Annotated in this window: 15 protein-coding genes; 3 read left to right on the forward strand and 12 right to left on the reverse strand. The window is 59.7% G+C overall.

Going from position 1 to position 17,716, the window contains the following annotated elements; all coding sequences use genetic code 11:
• The first annotated feature begins 265 nt into the window (after nt 1-265).
• Nucleotides 266-1,327 carry an AI-2E family transporter gene (locus tag SKTS_RS10790; RefSeq protein ID WP_173064497.1) on the forward strand — a complete coding sequence of 354 codons (1,062 nt, stop codon included), beginning with the start codon at nt 266-268 and terminating at the stop codon, nt 1,325-1,327.
• 9 nt (nt 1,328-1,336) lie between these two features.
• Here SKTS_RS10790 and SKTS_RS10795 read toward each other — a convergent pair whose 3' ends face one another.
• The 7 genes from SKTS_RS10795 to SKTS_RS10825 form a co-directional block, all read right to left on the reverse strand.
• Entirely contained in the window at nt 1,337-4,129 is a 2,793-nt protein-coding gene (locus SKTS_RS10795) for an EAL domain-containing protein (RefSeq protein ID WP_173064500.1), read from the reverse strand.
• Entirely contained in the window at nt 4,126-5,697 is a 1,572-nt protein-coding gene (locus SKTS_RS10800) for an NAD(P)-binding protein (protein WP_173064503.1), read from the reverse strand. The genes SKTS_RS10795 and SKTS_RS10800 overlap by 4 nt, the downstream gene beginning before the upstream one ends.
• Before the next feature lie 146 nt (nt 5,698-5,843).
• Nucleotides 5,844-7,343, reverse strand: coding sequence for a polyamine aminopropyltransferase (locus SKTS_RS10805; protein ID WP_173064506.1), 1,500 nt, complete (start codon nt 7,341-7,343; stop codon nt 5,844-5,846).
• Between the two features lie 12 nt (nt 7,344-7,355).
• Nucleotides 7,356-7,571, reverse strand: a complete 216-nt coding sequence (locus SKTS_RS10810; RefSeq protein WP_173064509.1) for a DUF350 domain-containing protein — start codon at nt 7,569-7,571, stop codon at nt 7,356-7,358.
• 18 nt (nt 7,572-7,589) lie between these two features.
• Nucleotides 7,590-7,727, reverse strand: coding sequence for a hypothetical protein (locus SKTS_RS10815; protein ID WP_173064512.1), 138 nt, complete (start codon nt 7,725-7,727; stop codon nt 7,590-7,592).
• A 14-nt stretch (nt 7,728-7,741) separates the two neighbouring features.
• Nucleotides 7,742-9,646 (reverse strand): DUF4178 domain-containing protein, encoded by a 1,905-nt coding sequence (locus tag SKTS_RS10820; protein WP_173064515.1) that lies wholly within the window; start codon nt 9,644-9,646, stop codon nt 7,742-7,744.
• Nucleotides 9,647-9,747: 101 nt separating this feature from the next.
• Nucleotides 9,748-10,746 (reverse strand): SPFH domain-containing protein, encoded by a 999-nt coding sequence (locus SKTS_RS10825; RefSeq protein WP_173064518.1) that lies wholly within the window; start codon nt 10,744-10,746, stop codon nt 9,748-9,750.
• 62 nt (nt 10,747-10,808) lie between these two features.
• Between SKTS_RS10825 and speD the strand changes: the two genes are divergently transcribed.
• Nucleotides 10,809-11,183 carry an adenosylmethionine decarboxylase gene (gene speD / locus SKTS_RS10830; protein ID WP_173064521.1) on the forward strand — a complete coding sequence of 125 codons (375 nt, stop codon included), beginning with the start codon at nt 10,809-10,811 and terminating at the stop codon, nt 11,181-11,183.
• On the opposite strand, the gene SKTS_RS10835 is transcribed toward speD, so the two are convergent.
• The 5 genes from SKTS_RS10835 to SKTS_RS10855 all read right to left on the reverse strand — a co-directional run bounded on the left by SKTS_RS10835 (nt 11,162) and on the right by SKTS_RS10855 (nt 16,125).
• Nucleotides 11,162-13,441, reverse strand: coding sequence for a putative bifunctional diguanylate cyclase/phosphodiesterase (locus tag SKTS_RS10835; RefSeq protein WP_173064524.1), 2,280 nt, complete (start codon nt 13,439-13,441; stop codon nt 11,162-11,164). The two genes, speD and SKTS_RS10835, sit on opposite strands and share 22 nt — an antisense overlap.
• 35 nt (nt 13,442-13,476) lie before the next feature.
• The gene (prmB, locus tag SKTS_RS10840) at nt 13,477-14,370 is read right to left on the reverse strand and encodes a 50S ribosomal protein L3 N(5)-glutamine methyltransferase (protein ID WP_173064527.1); all 894 of its coding nucleotides are present in this window, start codon (nt 14,368-14,370) and stop codon (nt 13,477-13,479) included.
• Nucleotides 14,371-14,444: 74 nt separating this feature from the next.
• Nucleotides 14,445-14,645, reverse strand: coding sequence for a hypothetical protein (locus SKTS_RS10845; RefSeq protein ID WP_173058504.1), 201 nt, complete (start codon nt 14,643-14,645; stop codon nt 14,445-14,447).
• Nucleotides 14,645-15,775: a succinyl-diaminopimelate desuccinylase gene (gene dapE / locus SKTS_RS10850; protein ID WP_173064530.1), complete on the reverse strand. Its 1,131-nt coding sequence runs from the start codon at nt 15,773-15,775 to the stop codon at nt 14,645-14,647. The genes SKTS_RS10845 and dapE overlap by 1 nt, the downstream gene beginning before the upstream one ends.
• Entirely contained in the window at nt 15,775-16,125 is a 351-nt protein-coding gene (locus tag SKTS_RS10855) for an ArsC family reductase (protein WP_198420501.1), read from the reverse strand. Before SKTS_RS10855 ends, dapE begins: the two co-directional genes overlap by 1 nt.
• Nucleotides 16,126-16,483: 358 nt before the next feature.
• Here SKTS_RS10855 and SKTS_RS10860 point away from each other — a divergent pair, with 358 nt between their 5' ends.
• The gene (locus SKTS_RS10860) at nt 16,484-17,710 is read left to right on the forward strand and encodes a carbohydrate porin (protein ID WP_173064537.1); all 1,227 of its coding nucleotides are present in this window, start codon (nt 16,484-16,486) and stop codon (nt 17,708-17,710) included.
• The last annotated feature ends 6 nt before the right edge of the window (nt 17,711-17,716 follow it).

The following is a 17,716-nucleotide window of genomic DNA, read 5'->3' on the forward strand; positions in this document are numbered from 1 at the left end:
AGTATGGCAACTCAGGGGCGACCTCGACCAGATCCAGGTGTCGTACTATGTGCCTGCTTTGAATATGGATACAGCCATCGAACATTGTGATTCGGCGACATATTGGATACACTGAAAAACACTAAATTTGTGTCCCGCAAAACTGCTACACACAGGCGTCGCACTGAAAAATCAAGTAATTGAGCTGTAATGCATTAATTAAGAGAAGAGGGGAGGCCCCTCCCTCTCCGTCAATTTTGGCCAGCGTGACAGAAAGACCAAATTTATGGCATTTCCATATACCTCGCTGGTTAGCGTTTCATTTACCCTCGCCATCCTGCTTGCTGCTTTCGTCGTGCTCAAGCCGTTTCTGCTTGCCGTGGTGTGGGCGGCGGTCATCGCCCTGGCTTCGTGGCCGCTGCATCGCAGGATTCGCTCGGCATTAGGCAACCGGCCCAACCTTTCCGCCGCCTGCTCGACTTCCGTGATCGCTTTGACCCTGGTGGTGCCGATGGTGCTGCTGGCGGTATTCATGATCAACGATCTCTACGCCGTGGGAACCTATCTGGTCGAGGCGGACGATGTGGGCAAGTTGCCACCGGTGTGGCTTGGTCAGATGCCCTGGGTGGGCGGTTTTCTGATCAGAAAATGGGAGCTGGTGATGGCGCACCCCCATGAACTCAGCAGACTCTCCCAGGAATGGCTGTTTTCACAACTGAACCAGGCCCCGCAACTGGCGCAATATGTGCTGGTGGACTTCAGTTCTCGCCTGGCGACGCTGGCGTTCGCGTTGTGGGTGCTGTTTTTCTTCTACCGGGAAGGCGATGGTCTGGTCGCGAAAATCAATTTCATGGGCCACAAATGGCTTCAGCGTCGCTGGCCATCGTATTCACACAGCATCCCGGGCGCTGTGCGCGGTGCGGTGAACGGCCTGGTAATCGTGGGATTTTGCGAGACGCTGGTGTTCAGTGCGCTGTTTGCCGCGGTCGGGATTCCTTCCGCCGTGCTGCTCGGCGCCCTGGCGGCGATTCTGGCCCTGGTTCCGCTCGCGGCGCCTGCCTTGCTGGCGCTGATTGGCGTGATGCTGGCCGCTCAAGGCGCCACCCTGATCGGCATGTATGTGTTCTTCTTCGGTACGGCGGTGGTCATGGCCGCAGACTATATCGTTCGTCCCTGGCTGATACGGGGTGACACGGAACTGCCGTTTCTGGCCGTCTTGTTCGGCTTCCTGGGCGGCATCGCCACCATGGGCATCGTCGGGCTTATAATCGGGCCGGTGATTCTGGCCCTGCTGCTCGTTCTGCTGCGCGAAGCGACGCTCGACGATACAGGCGATCTGGGCCTTTGATCGTTCTTGTTATACCTTCCCAATCTGCGTTCGCAGGTTGAGGTCATGCTTGCGGAAGGCTTGCCTGACATCGATACGTAGTTGTTCGTCCCCCCACGGTTTGAAGATGAACTTGAACACCGCGCCTTCGTTGATGGCGGCAGCGATCATCTGCTGGTCGGCATGGGCGGTCAGCATGATGCGTACCGTGTCGGGGTGGAGTTTTCTGACCTTGCGTAGCAGTTCGATGCCATTCATTTCCGGCATGCGCTGATCCGAGATGATGACGCCGACAGGGTGTGTCGCCAGCAGATCGAGGGCGGCGCGGGGGCGGGTGGCACGCAGGATACGGTAGCCATCCGCGTGTAACACTCTGGCTATGGCATTGAGTACGCCTTCCTCGTCGTCTACCAGCAGCAGAACCCGTTCCTCCTGGATGAATGCGTGCTTGCTTTCCAGCTTGACGCCGTCCTTCAGCAACTGGCACATGTCCTGTTGCGGCACCGGGTGGCTGAAGTGAAACCCCTGTATTTCGTCACACAGGCGCGAGCGCAGAAACTCCTGCTGCTCGGCGGTTTCCACGCCTTCGGCCACGGTCTTGATGTTGAGACTGTGCGAGAGGGAAATGATGGCCTGGGAGATGGCGGCGTCTTCGGGGTTGCTGGTTATTTCGCGCACGAAGGACTGGTCGATCTTGATGCGGTCGATGGGGAAGCGCTTGAGATAACTGAGCGAGGAATAGCCGGTGCCGAAATCGTCGATGGAAATCTGTACGCCCAGCGCGCGCAATTTGTTCAGGATGGTGACGGTGTTTTCCGCATCGTGCATGATGGTTCTTTCCGTGAGTTCCAGTTCCAGGCAAGATGGGGGCAGGCCGGTGTCGCGCAGGGCGCTGGCCACGACCTCATCCAGGTTGTTCTGATTGAACTGGCGCGAGGATAGATTCACGCCCACACGGATTTTCGGCAAGCCCTCGTCGATCCATGCCTTGAGTTGGACGCAGGCGGTGCGCAGCACCCATTCGCCGATGGGGATGATGAGGCCGGTTTCCTCCGCCAGGGGGATGAAGGCATTGGGCGAAATCAGTCCGATCTCCGGATGCTGCCAGCGCAGCAGCGCTTCCATGCCGATGATGCTGCCGTTGTGGAGGTCTACCTGCGGTTGGTAATGCAGCACCAGCTCGTTGCGCTCCAGTGCGTGGCGCAGGCTGTTTTCCATCGCAAGGCGTTCCATGGCGCGGGTGGTGAGCTCCTCGGTGTAGTACTGGTAATTGTTGCGCCCCTGCTCCTTGGCGCGGTAGAGCGCGCTGTCCGCGTTTTTGAACAGTGTGGTGATGTCGCCGCCGTCGCTGGGGAATATGCTGATGCCGACGCTGCAGGTGACGAAAACCTCGTGCCCCTGCAACATGAATTTCTCCGCCAGCGCGGCGATGATCTTTTGCGCCACGGTGCTGGCAAAGCGAGAATCGTCGAGGTCCTCCAGCAGGATCGTGAATTCGTCCCCGCCCAGCCGCGTGACGGTGTCCTGTTCGCGCACGCAGTCGCGCAGGCGCTGTGCCGTTTCCTGCAGCAGCAGGTCTCCGATGGGGTGGCCGAGGGTGTCGTTGATGTCCTTGAAGTGGTCGAGGTCGAGGAACATCACCGCCAGCATGGCATTTCCGCGCTGCGCGCGCGCCAGCGAATGCTCCATGCGGGCGTTCAGCAGCAGGCGGTTGGGGAGGCCGGTGAGCGGGTCGTGGTGGGCGAGGTGGTCGAGCTTGGACTCCGATTCCTTCATCGAGCTGATGTCGGAGAACACGCCCACGTAATGGGTGATCCGGCCGCGCTCGTCCTTCACCACGCTGATGTTGAGCCATTCGGGGTAGATGTCGCCGTTCTTGCGCCGGTTCCATAATTCTCCCTGCCAGCGCCCGGTCTCGCGGATGACGCTCCACATCGAGGCATAGAACTGTTCGTCGTGGCGTTCCGATTTGAGGGTGGCGCCGGTCAGGCCGGCGATCTCGTCCTCGCCGTACCCGGTGATCTCGGTGAATGCGCGGTTGACCGCGACGATGCGGCCATCGGGATCGGTGATCATCACGCCCTCCACTGTGTGCTCGAACACCGCGGCCGAGAGGCGCAATTCGGCGTTGGATTTGGCGAGCTGAGTGGCGTAATGATGGATCTCGCGCTCGACCCGGCGTGCCAGCAGCAGCATCATCACGCCGAGCAAGGTGATGGAAACGAATACAATGCCTGCCTGCCAGCGCATCCTGTCCCAAAAGATGCGGTTCACGTCATCCAGATAAATACCCGAACCGATGACCCATCCCCAGGGTAAGAAGCCTTTGACGTAGGAAGTTTTTGGCACAGGCTGGGTGAAGCCCGGTTTCGGCCACAGGTAGTCCACAAATCCCGCGCCGTTATTCCGGACGGTAGCGACGAATGCGACAAACAGCCGCTTGCCGTTCGGGTCCTTGAAATCGGACAGATCCTTGCCATCCAGTTGCGGCATCATGGGATGCATCACCATGCGTGGCTGGAGGTCGTTGATCCAGAAATATTCGTTGTCGTCGTAACGCATATTCCGGATGGTTTCGATGGCGGCGCGTTTTGCTTGATTCTCGGTCAACTCGCCGTCCTGTTGCAACGAGTGGAAGCGTACCAGGACACCGTAGGCGGACTCGACCAGGTGACGGGTCTTGACCTGGCGGTCTTCCATGAGGGACGCCCGCTTGTCTACCAGCGCAAGCACGGCGATCAGCGCCATGGCGCCGAAAGCCACGGCAACGATCGCGAGAAGCCGCGACCTGAGATTGAAATTCGAGCCCCACTCCTGGTTCATGTTTTGCTCCCGATTCCGTTTCGTGGCGGAAAACCCAATCGCCGCAACACATCTTGCGCCGCTTTCACACCCCAGTAGTTCGCTTCCTCGAAAATGGAAAAACCGCTCAGATCGGCGTGGGCGAGATGAACGCGCCGATGAGACGCACCGAGCTGTTGTCGCGCGGCGCTCCATATCCACCCGCTCACGGGTTTTGACATGGCGTGTCCCCAGCGCCAGATGTCGAGTTGTTGCACCTTGTCGCGAATGTCGGGGTGGGGGCGCGACAGGTCTGCCAGAATCCGCTCTGCCCAGCGATCGCGCGGCGTCTCGTATAAGGCTTGACGCGCAGCCGCGGTGTTGCCTGGTAAAGCCCAATAATACGTCAGAACAGTCGGGCCGGGAGAAGTGCCCAGACTTTGCTGCAGGGCATTGACATAGCCTAGGGCAGGGCTGTCGTAGAGCACGTTGTCCCACGCCAGCGCCGCGCCGTTGCCATGTTGCAGCGCTTCGCCGAGGGTCAGATTGGCCACCAGCCAAGGGGCGTATTGCACTGCCTGGGAGGCGTCGCGCAGGCTGCTGTCCAGGTCCGCCACGACATGGGGCAGGACAAAAACCGGCGCGGCGAAAATGACCCTGTTGGCGCGCCAGCGCACGGTGCGATTTTCCCGTGCCAGATAAACATCCAGTTCGACATGGTGACTGGATTCCTCGATGCGGTGCACCAGCGCCGCTGTTTCGACCTGTTCGCTGAAACGTTGCCGCATCTGCCGGGCCAGCCAGGCATTGCCTTCAGGCCAGGTCAACACCTGCTCGCCGTCGGCGCTGGCGTTGGCAGCATGCCCGTCGCGGCAACCATAGTTGACGTACCAGTTCAGCGGTTCCGAATCCAGGCCATGCTGCAGCATGAAGGCGCGCATGGAGAGCGTGTCCAGGGCGAGCAGTTCCGGGTCGCGAGATGAGAGTGCTGCCGGAATGGCGAAGGCTCTCTCGCCGGCTGCGCTGCGCCGCTGGCGGTAGCGTTCCAGCAGGTCGAAGAAGCGACGGTATTGTTCCTGATCGCGCTTGGTAGCGCCGATTTGCGGCAGCAGCCCTTCCTGCCACAGGCCATGACGGTAGAGCCGCTCCTGCGGCGCAAAGCAGAGGAAGCGCTCGTCATAAGCCGGCGCCTCGGCATAAGGATCGCCGCGCAACACGCCGAGATCGGCCAGCAGTTCGCGCACATCGCGCGCCTCCCGTCCAGGCAGGGGGAGATAATGCGCGCCCCAAGGATAGGCCGAAACCGCGTTGTGCCCGGCGCGCGCATTGCCGCCGGTTTCATCTTCCAGTTCGAACAGGCGGAAATCGCCGAAACCGGCCTGGTTCAGCTTCCAGGCGGCAGAGAGGCCGGCAATGCCGCCGCCCACGATAGCTACACCGACCTGACGCGTTTCGGACGGCGCCGGGAAATCGCGCCCGCGCAGGCGATGGCCGCGCTCGAGCCCTGCGCCGAGGAGCTTGCCGGGCGGGAGGCCGGGGCTGGCGGCGGTGTGGCAGCCGGGCAGGCACGCGGCCGCTGCGAGGGAGAGCAGGAAGTCGCGGCGCTTCATGGTTGGCCCGCAGCAAGGACAGGAACAATATTCACCGCAAGGGACGCAAAGGTACGCGAAGGAAAAGCAGTAAGCCCTGTGTCGTTGACCTGTTGGTGTTCCATTGCGCTACTTCGCGTCCTTTGCGGTGAAGCGTTGCGCGGCGATCATGGCGCCTGGTGCTTCCATTCGGCCTCGTAATAATGCACCAGCGCCTGGTTGTTGAGGCGGTTGATCTCGGTTTCCATGGGTGCCATGTCCTTGGGGAACTGGAACAGCGTCGGCGTGAGGTCGGAACTGACGAAGCGCAGGTTGGCCGAGTAATGATCGGGCTGGACGTAAGGCTGATGGCTGGCAATGACGTAGCCCCATTCGCCGAACGAGGGCACCAGTGCGTGGTACGGCGTGGCCTGCAGGCCGACGCTCCTGATGGTGTTGACGATGCACCAGAACGACTGCCGGGCATAGAGCGGCGAGGTCGACTGGATCACGGCCAGGCCATGCTGCGACAGGCGCTTTTCCAGCAAGCGGTAGAAAGTGTTGGTGTAGAGCTTGCCCAGGGCGAAATTGGTCGGGTCGGGGAAGTCCACCACGATGAAGTCGTAGAACTCGCCGTTTTTCTCCAGCCACAGGAAGGCGTCGTCATTGACCAGTTTGAGTTTGGGCGAATGCAGCGCGTCCTGGTTGAGTTCGCGCAGCAGCGGCAGGCGGGAAAACAGCCTGGTCATGTTGGGGTCGAGGTCGACCAGCGTGATGCTCTCTATGCCCGGGTACTTGAGGATTTCCCGCACCGCCAGGCCGTCGCCGCCGCCCAGCACCAGCACGCGGCGCGGCTGTTTGACGGCCTGCAGGGCGGGATGGATCAATGCTTCGTGATAGCGGTATTCGTCGCGCGAGGAAAACTGCAGGTTGCCATTGAGGAACAGGCGAACGTCGTCTTGCCAGCGCGTCAGCACGATGCGCTGGTAGGGCGTGGTTTCGGTATAGATGATTTCGTCGGCGTAGAGATTTGCTTCCGCAAGGGTGGTGAGGCGATCCGCACCCGCCAGGCCGGCGACCAGCAACGCGCTGACGACGACGCACTGGGCCGCCATGCCTTTCAAGCCGGCAAGCTGGGCGCGGAACAGCCACACCGCCCAGCCCGCCACCAGGGCGTTGAGCAGGCCGAACATCAGGCTGGTGCGGATCAGGCCGAGATGGGGCGCGAGCAGGAGCGGAAAGGCCAGCGACACCACCAGCGCGCCGAGGTAGTCGAAGGTCAGCACCTGCGAGACCAGGTCCTTGAGCCCATAGTGCTGCTTGAGGATGCGCATCACCAGCGGGATTTCCAGCCCCACCAGGATGCCGGTCAGCAGCACCAGTCCATACAGCACCACTTTGAAGGGGCCTGCGGCCCAGGCGAACACGAGGAACAGCAGCGCGGCGGAAAAGCCGCCCACCACGCCGACCATCAGCTCGATCTGGATAAAGCGCGCCACCAGGCCCTTGACGATGTGGCGCGACAGGTAGGAGCCCACGCCCATGGCAAAGAGATAGGTGCCGATGATGGTGGAGAACTGGGTGACCGAATCGCCCAGCAGGTAGCTCGATAGCGCCCCCGCCACGAGCTCGTAAACCAGCCCGCAGGACGCAATGATGAATACCGAGGCGAGCAGGGCGAGATTCATGCCGCCGCCACTTCAGCCATGAATGGCGGAGGCGACGATGATGGCGATTCCCAGGCACATGGCGCCGACGATGATGGAGAGCGGGAGGTTCTTGTCCTCGACGATTTCCTTCCACAGGTCATAGGGCGTGAGCTTGTCTATGACGATGAAGGAAATCCAGAACAGCGCCACGCCCAGCAGGGAATAGAGCAATGAATTGATCAGGTAGATGGGATTGATGACGTCCATGGTGTCTCCTCGATGGTTTTATTTGTGATAAGCGCTGCGCGCCGTTCCGGGTTGTGGCTTGCCTTCGTTGACGCTGTATACGCTCCAGCCGTGGTATTGCGCCCAGGCGAACAGGCTGAGGGCCAGCAGGCCGCTCGCCAGATAAGTCTTAAACAAGAACAGGGCTCCTTTCAGTCATCGCTGCTGTCGCTGTCGTCGCTGCTGTCCGTGGGCGCGTAGTCGCTTTCCGCCCAGCGCCGACGCTCGAAGGACGAGCTGCGCCACCAGGCAACGACAGGGAACAGCAGCAGCGCCAGCAGGGCGAGGAAAAAGTTGGTCCACATCGGCACATCGCGTTTGACCACGATCCGGTCGCTCATGGCGGCGTTGAGACCGGGCGGGGTTTCGGGATCGATTTGCAGCAGGTAGTTGCCGGGCGGGATTTCCGACAGCACGACCGCGTCGTGGGCGTTGCCCTCGGACCAGGAGCCGTCGCTGTCATATCCGTGGTAATAGCTGACCTCCCTGCCGAAGTGGTAGGACTGCCCGCTGCCGGTTTCCACCAGGTTGATGTCGAGATAGAGCCAGTTGTTGTCGAGATTGGTGCGGTTTTCGATAACCAGGTTCGCCGTATGCCCGTCGACCGGGAAGACCTCGGTGGTAATGGCCTGGCCTTTGGGGATCTGGGCAAAATCGAGGCTTTGCTGGAACACCGTGCGGTCATCCGCGCTGACGAGGAAAAACACCTGGATCGCAATGGCGAGCAGCGCGAATATCCAGAAGGCTTTCCAGTAGCTGCCAGCCTGGCCGCTGTGCGGGGAGGGCTGGTTGGCGTACACGCCGATTGGCGCGGGCAAGGGAGACGGCAGCTTGAAGGCGGCGGCGATTTCCGCCGGTTCGATATATTCGCCCAGCGACCAGGAGATTTCCTTGCCGCTCTTTTCCCGGCTCAGCATCAAGGGCGGCGCGACGAAGTCCATGACCTCCGCCGCTTCACCTACCTTCACGCGCCAGTAGAACTCGCCGATGACGTAGGTCACGGTGGCGCTGGCGGTCTGGAAATGGGTGAAATCCCTGCCCAGGAAGCGCGCCTTGGGCTTGGTCAGGGCGCCGGCCATGGAGGGTGTGTTGCTGGTGGGTTTGATGAAATTCCAGTGGCCCTGGTATTCCGACAGCCAGCGGAAGTTTTCCTGCTCGCTGTAAATCAGGTATTCGCTCCACTCGTAGGATTCCCCTTCCACCACCACGCGCCGCCTCATGAAACCGACCACGTCGTATGTCGCACCGCGCAATTTTCCCTGGCTGCCAAGCGGGAGCCGGGGAGGGAAAGGCGTGAGTTTGCCGCGATATTCGGACAGGATCTTGTGGTTTTTGTCGGCGATGTCGATCACCGCGCCGCAACTGCCGCAGGCCAGCGCTGCCGAGCCCTGCGCGCGGATTTCCTGGGGTGCGCCGCAGGAAGGGCAGTTGAACGTCTTGATTTGCGCCTTGCCGGCGGCGCTTTCCCGCGCACGCAGCCCGGTCATCTTGAGGGCCGGAAATTGGACTTCCTCGCCGACGAAAAGCATGGGCTCTGCGTCGCTGTAATCCAGCGTGGCGAACTGCTTGGGGGAGGAAAAATCGATCACCGGCGCCGGGTAGCCCGCCCCTACCCTGAAAGGCAGCTCGCCTTCCCCCGCGATGCATGTGGCTGTTTCCTTATTGACGGCCTGAAATAGCTGGCCGGCAAGCGTCAGGTACTGGCCCAGCACGATTTCGTCGAAGAGCGGGATGACGGCCTCGGCCGCCGCAAGAAAAGTGAGAACGTAGCTGCCGGATGCCTCGGACAGCCAGCCGGTGCGCTGGTTGTCGAACAGCAGGAACCACTCGTTCCAGATGCGGCCGACGACGGCGAAATGCGTTCCCTGGTATTTGCCTTCCGCGGCCAACTGCAGAGGGGATGCATCCTCCAGTAGCGCGGCCATTTTGCCGAGGTTTTCAAGGTCGGCGTCGTGGCGGATCAAGGTGCTCTTGCAATAGTCGCACACCGCCAGGATGGAGGCGGCGGAGCGGAAGGTGACTGGTGCACCGCAGGAGGGGCAGTTGGCGGTTTTCATTAATTGTTATTTTTTGCCACAGAGATCACAGAGTACACAGAGATTGAAACTGCCAAAGCTTTCTCTGTGATCTCGGTGATCTCTGTGGCTGGGTTTTCTTTTTAAACCAGTTTTTTCAGCAGTTCCGCCTTCTTGGCTTCGAATTCTTCCTGGCTCAGGACGCCTTTGGTCATCAGCCCGTGCAGTTTTTCCAGCAGGGCGGGTATGTCTTCCGGCGCCTGGGCCGGTTGGGCGGCAGCGCCAGGCTGGGTCATGGCGGCGGCCATCGCCTGCCCCATGGCGATGCCGGCCCCCAGCCCTGCGCCGGCGCCGGCCACGCCGCCTTCATTGGCGGCGGCCGTGGGGATGGCATTGGCCACCTGGTACTGGGTGTACTTGCCGAGGTCGCCCACCATGTTCATGCCGATGCGCTGGTCCAGCACTTTCTGCAGCTCTTCCGGCAGGGAAACGTTCTGCACCACCAGGTTGTCCAGCACGAGCCCGTAGCGCTCGAACACGGGCAGCATTTTTTCCTTGAGCCTGGCGCCGAATTCGTCCTGGTTCGCCGCCATGTCGAGGAAAGGCACGCCGGATTCAGCGAACATGTCTGTCATGGAGCCGATCAGGGTGTTGCGCAACTGGCCGTCGAGGTCGTCCACGGTATAGGTTTCGCGCGTTCCGCTGACTTCGGTGTAGAACTTCTTCGGGTCGGTAACGCGGTAGGAGTAGATGCCGAAAGCGCGCATCCGCACGATGCCGAATTCCTTGTCGCGGATGGTGATCGGGTTGGGCGTGCCCCACTTGCGGTCGAGCTGCAGGCGGGTGCTGAAGAAATACACGTCCGACTTGAAGGGGGATTCGAACAACTTGTCCCAGTTCTTCAAGTAGGTGAGTACGGGGAGGGTCTGGGTGTTGAGGGTGTAGCGGCCGGGCTGGAACACGTCCGCCACCTTGCCTTCGTCGACGAACAGGGCGAGCTGCGACTCGCGCACCGTGAGCGAGGCGCCGTTCTGGATTTCCATCTCCGCCATGGGGAAACGGGTAGCCAGGATGCCGTCTCCCGGTTCGGTCCACTGAATGACATCGATAAACTGCTTGGCAACGAAATCGAACAGACCCATGGCATCCCCCGGTTTTATGAAATTTGCTTATTCTACCTACAAAGCGAAGCTATAATCCAACCATGAAACCGATAGACGGCATCGACGGCCTGCATCTGATGGGCAATCTTTATGGCTGCGGCGGCGAGGACAGGCTGCTGCTCGACGTGGATGCGTTGCGCAGCCATTGCGTCGCGCTGGTCGAGATGGCCGGCTTGACCGCGGTGGGAGATCGGTTTCACCAGTTCGGCAGCTCAGGCGGCGTGACCGGCGTGGTCATCCTGGCCGAATCCCATCTTGCCGTGCATACCTGGCCGGAAAAGCGTTTCGTCACCCTGGACGTGTTCGTCTGCAACATGAACTGCGACAACCGGGCCAAGGCTCACCAGCTTTTCGATGCGCTGGTGGCAGCGTTCGAGCCGGAAGAAAAACGTTATTATGCGGTGGAAAGATTCTGATTCTGCGGCAATGTCCTGACCCACTCTGCGCTTGACCGGGCGCGCAACCAGCGTTCGCATTCCTCTGCCGGCAATGGCGGTGAAAGCAGGTAACCCTGTATCTGTCCGCAACCCTGTCGTTTCAGCGTGGCTTTCTGCTCTTCGGTTTCCACCCCGACGGCGATTACTCTGATTTTCAGGGAGCGCGCGAGTGCGATGATGGCGTGGACGATCTCCGCGTCGTTGTTGTTGGTGCTGATGCCGCGGACCAGTGAACGGTCAATCTTGAGTGTGTCGATCGGAAAACGCTTGAGATAGGGGAGCGACGAGTATCCTGTGCCGAAGTTGTCGATCGAAATCCTGACCCCCAGCGCCGCTAGCGCGTTGAGCGTTGCGCCACTGGATTCGGTGTGCTCCATGAGCATGCCTTCGGTCATTTCCAACTCAAGCATACGCGGGGCGATACCGGTTTCACGAAGCAGTTTGCCGATGTGTTCGACGATATCGCCTTGCTTGAACTGGCGCGCAGAAAGATTGACCGCCAAGCGCAAGGGCGCCAGCCCCGCTTGCTGCCACGCCCGGACCTGCCGGCACGCCGTGAGCAGCACCCATTCGCCGATTTCGGGCATCAGGCCCATCTCTTCCAGCACTGGAATGAACTGCTCGGGAGGTACTTTGCCGAGACCTGGGTTGGTCCAGCGCAACAATGCCTCGACGCCGATCAATCGACCGGAATCGGCGTTGATCGTGGGTTGATAGCAAAGGAAGAGTTCCTTGTTTTCGAGTGCGGCGCGCAGGCTCGACTCCAATGCCACACGCTGATGAACGAAGTGGTTCATCTGTTCGCCATAGAAGTGGTAGTTATTACGCCCGGACTCTTTGGAGTAGTACATCGCCATGTCGGCCTGTTTGAGCAGGGTGTCGATGTTGCTGTCGTCGAGGGGAAACAGGGAGATGCCGATGCTGGTGCTGATATAGACAGCGTGGCCATCGATGTCGAAGGGGGCAGTGAGGGCATCGATGATTTTTTGCGCGGCACTTGCGGCATCGTTGACGTGTTTGAGGCCTTCCAGGATTACGGTGAACTCGTCGCCGCCAAGGCGCGATATAAGGGCGCCGCCCGTTTCTTCCTGTCTGACTTCCTTAGTGTTGGCGTTGTAGCGGCTCACTGTATCTGCTTCGCGCAGCGTCAGGGTCAGTCGCTCTGCAACGCCTTGCAGCAGTTTGTCCCCGATCGCATGGCCCAGACTGTCGTTGACCAGTTTGAAGCGGTCAAGATCGAGAAACATCAGCGCCGCCAACTTGTCATGCCGTCTTGCCCTGGCTAGTGCATGAATCAGCCGGTCCCGGAACAGGGTGCGGTTGGGCAACTGGGTCAGGCTGTCATAATTTGCCATGAAGGCCAAAGACTGTTGCGCTTCTTTACGTTCGGAAATGTCGCGCAGAATGCACACCAGGGTTCCATCGGCTGAGTCCGAGGTGCTGCTGAGCGCGTATTCCACAGGAAACAGCGAGCGGTCGCGACGTCTGGCTACTCCCTCAACAGTTTCACCGCTTTGCGCTTTTCCCTGGGAAAGAATGCTTTGACCCGGCTCGAAACCGGGCATCAGCGTTTCAATATGTTTGCCGATGACCTGCTTGGCGCGATAACCGAAGCTCTTTTCCGCAGCCGGGTTAAAGGACTCGACCATGCCGTCGTGGCTCAAGGTGATGATGGGGTCGAGAGCGTAATCCACGACGATGCGTAACCGCTCCTTCTCGTGATGCAGGGAAGCCAGAGCGCGTTCGAGCGCGCGTAGCGGGATGACGCGCATGATGATGAAAATGCTCATGCCTATGGCCAGTCCCAGCAGGGCGGCTATGCCGGTCCGATATGCCACAGGCAGCAAGGAACGAGTAATGACCACTTCCCCAACCTTGCGGCCGGAAGCGTAAACAGGTTCGGATGCAGAAAGAATCGGTTGTTCGAGCTTGCCCTGATTTCCGGCCAAAACCCTGCCGTTAAGGTCGCGGACATAGCGAGCCTCGGGCAATTCGGTCAGTGTCAGGTCCTTGCTTATCAGTTCGGCAAGGCGAGATTTATCGGCGTCCAGCACGCTCCGGCTTTGACGGACAAGCGCTGCCACCTGGCTGGCATTGATAATGGCCTCATTCGTCATTTCGCCCAGTTGATACTGGTAGGTCAGCCACCAGTAGGAAGCCGGCAGCAGCGCCGTCACCAATCCTCCGACCAGGGCGGCCATCCAGGATACGGTGGAAGCGACGCCAGAGGATTTCATAAAGCTTTATCTTTCGGAGAGATGTTGCTTGTGGCTCATGTGATTTGTTCGCGCTTGAGCAGAAAGACGAATCCATCCCCGGCACTGGTTTCGAGCCAGGTGAATGGTAGTTCCGGGAACGCCGCTTCAAGAACATCCCGATTGTAGCCGATTTCGACCACTAATATTCCATCGGGATTCATGTGCTTGGGCGCTTCCCGCAAGATAATCCGGGTGGCGTCCAGGCCGTCTTCCCCGCTGCCGAGAGCCAATTCCGGCTCATGCAGGTACTCCGCAGGCAGCGCCTGCACCGACGGGGCGTTGACGTATGGCGGATTGCTGATGATCACGTCGTAGGTCTGTCCCTCCAATGCGCTAAACAGATCGGACTGCACCAGGTGAATCTGGTCTTCCAGGGCGTAATCCGCGACATTGCGTTTGGCGACCTCGAGTGCATCCGGGGACAGGTCTGCGGCGTCGATTTCCGCGTTGGGGAAGGCATGCGCCATGAGAATCGCCAGGCAACCCGAGCCGGTGCACAGATCCAGCGCGGAGGTGACGAGTTCCGGATCTTCCACCCAGGGCGACAGTTGCTCCCTTAACAGTTCGGCAATGAAGGAGCGCGGCACGATCACCCGCTCGTCCACGTAAAAGCGGAAATCGCCCAGCCAGGCTTCGTGCGTGAGGTAGGCGGAGGGGAGACGCTCGTTGACACGCCGCTCCAGAATATGCAGCACGCCTTCGAGTTCGTCCCTGGTCAGTCTTGCGTCAAGAAAAGGCTCGAGCGTGTCGAGCGGCAGATGCAGGCTGTGCAGAATGAGGTAAGCCGCTTCGTCATAGGCGTTCTGCGTGCCATGGCCGAAAAACAGGTTGGCTTCGTTGAAGCGGCTGACTGCGAAGCGCAACAGGTCGCGCACGGTGGAAAACTGGGTTTTTGCCTGGTCGAACATGGTATTCCTTATGAGTAATCAGTTTTTTAGCTATCAGTTATCAGCAATCAGCTATCAGTGGGCTACTCTAATCGTCAATCTCCGCCACCGCCGCCATCCCCGCCGCAGTCTCCTCCGCCGGAGTCCCCGCAATGGCTGTCCGAATCAAAACTGAAACCGGTGCCCGACGTGTCTCCTCCGCCGGAGTCTTTCCCGCGATATTTTCCCGCCCGGATGAACAGGAACACGATCAGGCCGCCCAGGGCCGCGACGAAGAGGATGAATGAGAGCGACATCAGGGCAGCAGATTCACCAGCGTGAGCCGGTAGATTTCCTTGAGCGGCTCGATGTCGGCAAGTGCCACGCACTCGTTGAGCTTGTGGATGGTGGCGTTGTTGGGGCCCAGTTCGACCACCTGCGGGCAGAGGTCGGCGATGAAGCGCCCGTCCGACGTGCCGCCGGAGGTGGAAAGCTCGGTCTCCAGTCCGGTTACCTGCCTGATGGCTGATGCAATCGCGTCCACCAGATCGCCTTTGGGCGTGAGAAACGGCTTGCCGGAAAGCTCCCACAGCAGATCGTATTCCAGGCAATGCTTGTCCAGAATGGCGTGCACTTTGGCTTTCAGGCCATCCACCGTGCTGGCGGTAGAAAAGCGGAAGTTGAAGAGTATTTCCACCGTGCCAGGAATCACGTTGCTCGCGCCGGTACCGCCGTGAATGTTGGAAATCTGCCAGGTGGTGGGCGGGAAATATTCATTGCCGGTATCCCATTGCGTCGTCGCCAGTTCGGCGATGGCGGGGGCAGCAAGGTGAATGGGGTTTTTTGCCAGATGCGGGTAGGCGATGTGGCCTTGAACGCCCTTGACCGTCAGCTTGCCGGAAAGGGAGCCGCGCCGCCCGTTCTTTAGTGTATCGCCTAGCTTGGTGACGCAGGTGGGTTCCCCGACGATGCAGTAGTCCATCTTTTCGCCGCGTGCCTGCAGTGCTTCGACCACTTTGACTGTGCCGTCGACCGCCACCCCTTCTTCGTCCGAAGTGATGAGCAGGGCGATGGAGCCGCCATGAGCGGGGTGCTCTGCGACGAAGGCCTCGATCGCGGTGATGAAGGCGGCGAGCGAGGTCTTCATGTCCGCCGCGCCGCGCCCGAACAGCATGCCGTCGCGTATGGTGGGCACGAACGGGTCGCTGTGCCAGTTTTCCACCGGGCCGCTCGGCACCACGTCGGTATGGCCGGCAAAACATACCAGCGGCGCAGCGCTGCCGCGCCGGGCCCAGAAGTTGTCCACGTTGCCGAAGCGCATTTTCTCGATCTTGAAGCCGATCTTTTCCAGGCGTTCGATCAGGATTTCCTGGCAACCTGCATCGTCCGGCGTGAGCGAGCGTCGCGCGATGAGGGCCTTGGCCAGATCCAGCGTGTTGTTGTTCATTACTTGATCCCGAATAGCGATTGGTAAACAGCCTCGTCGAATCCGAGGGTGATCTTGCCGTCTTTTTCCAGCACCGGCCGCTTGATCACGCTGGGCTTTTCCAGCATCAGCCGGATCGCGCCGGCATCGTCGCCGACGGCCGCCTTGGCATCGTCGGTAAGCTGGCGCCAGGTGGTGCCCTGGCGGTTGACCAGCTTGTCCCGGCCGACCTCCTTCAGCCAGGATTTCAGCAGTTCCTCGCTGATGCCCTGCTTTTTGAAATCGTGGAAGGGCAGGTCAATGCCATGTTCGGACAGCCAGGTGCGGGCCTTTTTGACAGTGTTGCAGTTAGGTATGCCATAGAGTTTCATGCGCATATTTTATCAGTGGCGTCGATGTCCTGGAATTTTCTCTGAAAAATGGTCGAATTGTGGCTAGTATTTCCGCGTGTTGCTTGTCATCTGCCCACGATGGCGTACGTCTGCAACTGAGTCAAGAGCGGGAGTAAATTACGCTCAGATCCGCAACGAATCAATCATAGAGTTCAAGCATTCCGTGACTTTTTTCGGTAAGACTGGATACCCAATATTCTATAAACAATCAGTCATTCTTATGATATTGCAGTTGCAAAGTCACATGGTACCAGTGCAGACTTTGGAGTAGAGTACATTTATTGTATTGGCATGGTGCCTGACTGGCTTTCATGGAAATATGGGAATATGGAAATCAATGAAATTGAATCCGTTGCCATGGGGTTTTGCCGCTGCCTTGATGTCTTTGGATGCACTGTCGACCGATATGGGTAACGGACTCGATGTCGCCGGTTATATCCGTGTCGGGCCTACCGATACCCAGTCCGGCAGCCAGCCCCGCGGGCACTATTCTCTTGGCATGGATGGCGATATGTGGCGCTTGGGAAACGAAGGTGACCTCGATGCCAATATCCGCATACGCCAGACTTTCAATGTGGGCGACGGTCCCCAGTGGTCCCTGGGTTTTCGCCCTTCATACAACAACCCGGATGGCGGCGTGAGTGACGCCGGTACGTATGTAACCAAGGAAGCCTATATCGAGACCGGCGGCTATGCTTTCATGCCGCAGGCCAAATTCTGGGCAGGTCGGCGGCTGCTGCGCGACGATGTCCATGCCGTCGATACCTTTTTCATCTATCTCGCCGGCGCTCGCCAGGAGAGGGGTGCAGGCGTTTTCGACATGCCGCTGGGGCAGGGCAAGCTGGGGCTGCATGTGTTTCGCAGCGATCAGGTCAAGGAGCCCACCGACAATAACCAGAATTCCACCCGCCTGAGTGCCGACCTTTACGACCTGCCGGTCAATCCGGGGGGCAAACTGCGAATTCTTGCTGCCTTCTACTCGGGCCATTTCAAGGGTGGCAATCAGGGAGCCGCGCTGACCATCAAGCATGACCAGACTGATTTTTTGCTGTCGGGATTGAACAATTCCCTGTGGCTACAGGGCAGCAATGGCTACGGTGCACTGAATACAGGTTTCGCCGCACCTGGCAGCCTCAATGGCGACCTCAATGCAGCCACTGGAACACGGGCACTGCGCCTGATCGATTCCCTGATTTGGCAGCGGGGGCGGTTTGGCGGCCAGGCCATGGCCGAAGTCGAATACGACCGCAAGGAACAAGCCGGTCCATCCTCGCTGGGGACTTCGCTGGGGGCGCGAATTTCCTATGATTTCACCGATTACGTTCGCCTGCTTTCCGATGTGGCATTGACTACCCGGGTAAATTCAGGAGGCGAGACCCAGCGTCTGGACAAGCTGACCATCGGCCTCGGGCTGGGGCCGCGCCCTGGCTATTTGTCGCGCCCCGAGTTGCGGGTGTACTGGACACGACTCAACTGGAATGATGCCGCTGCGGCTGCCCGCAGCACGCTGGCGGGTCGCAATGGCACCACCTTATTTGGTCTGCAGTTGGAAAGCTGGTGGTGAATATGC

Source organism: Sulfurimicrobium lacus (genome assembly GCF_011764585.1).
Lineage (GTDB): Bacteria > Pseudomonadota > Gammaproteobacteria > Burkholderiales > Sulfuricellaceae > Sulfurimicrobium > Sulfurimicrobium lacus.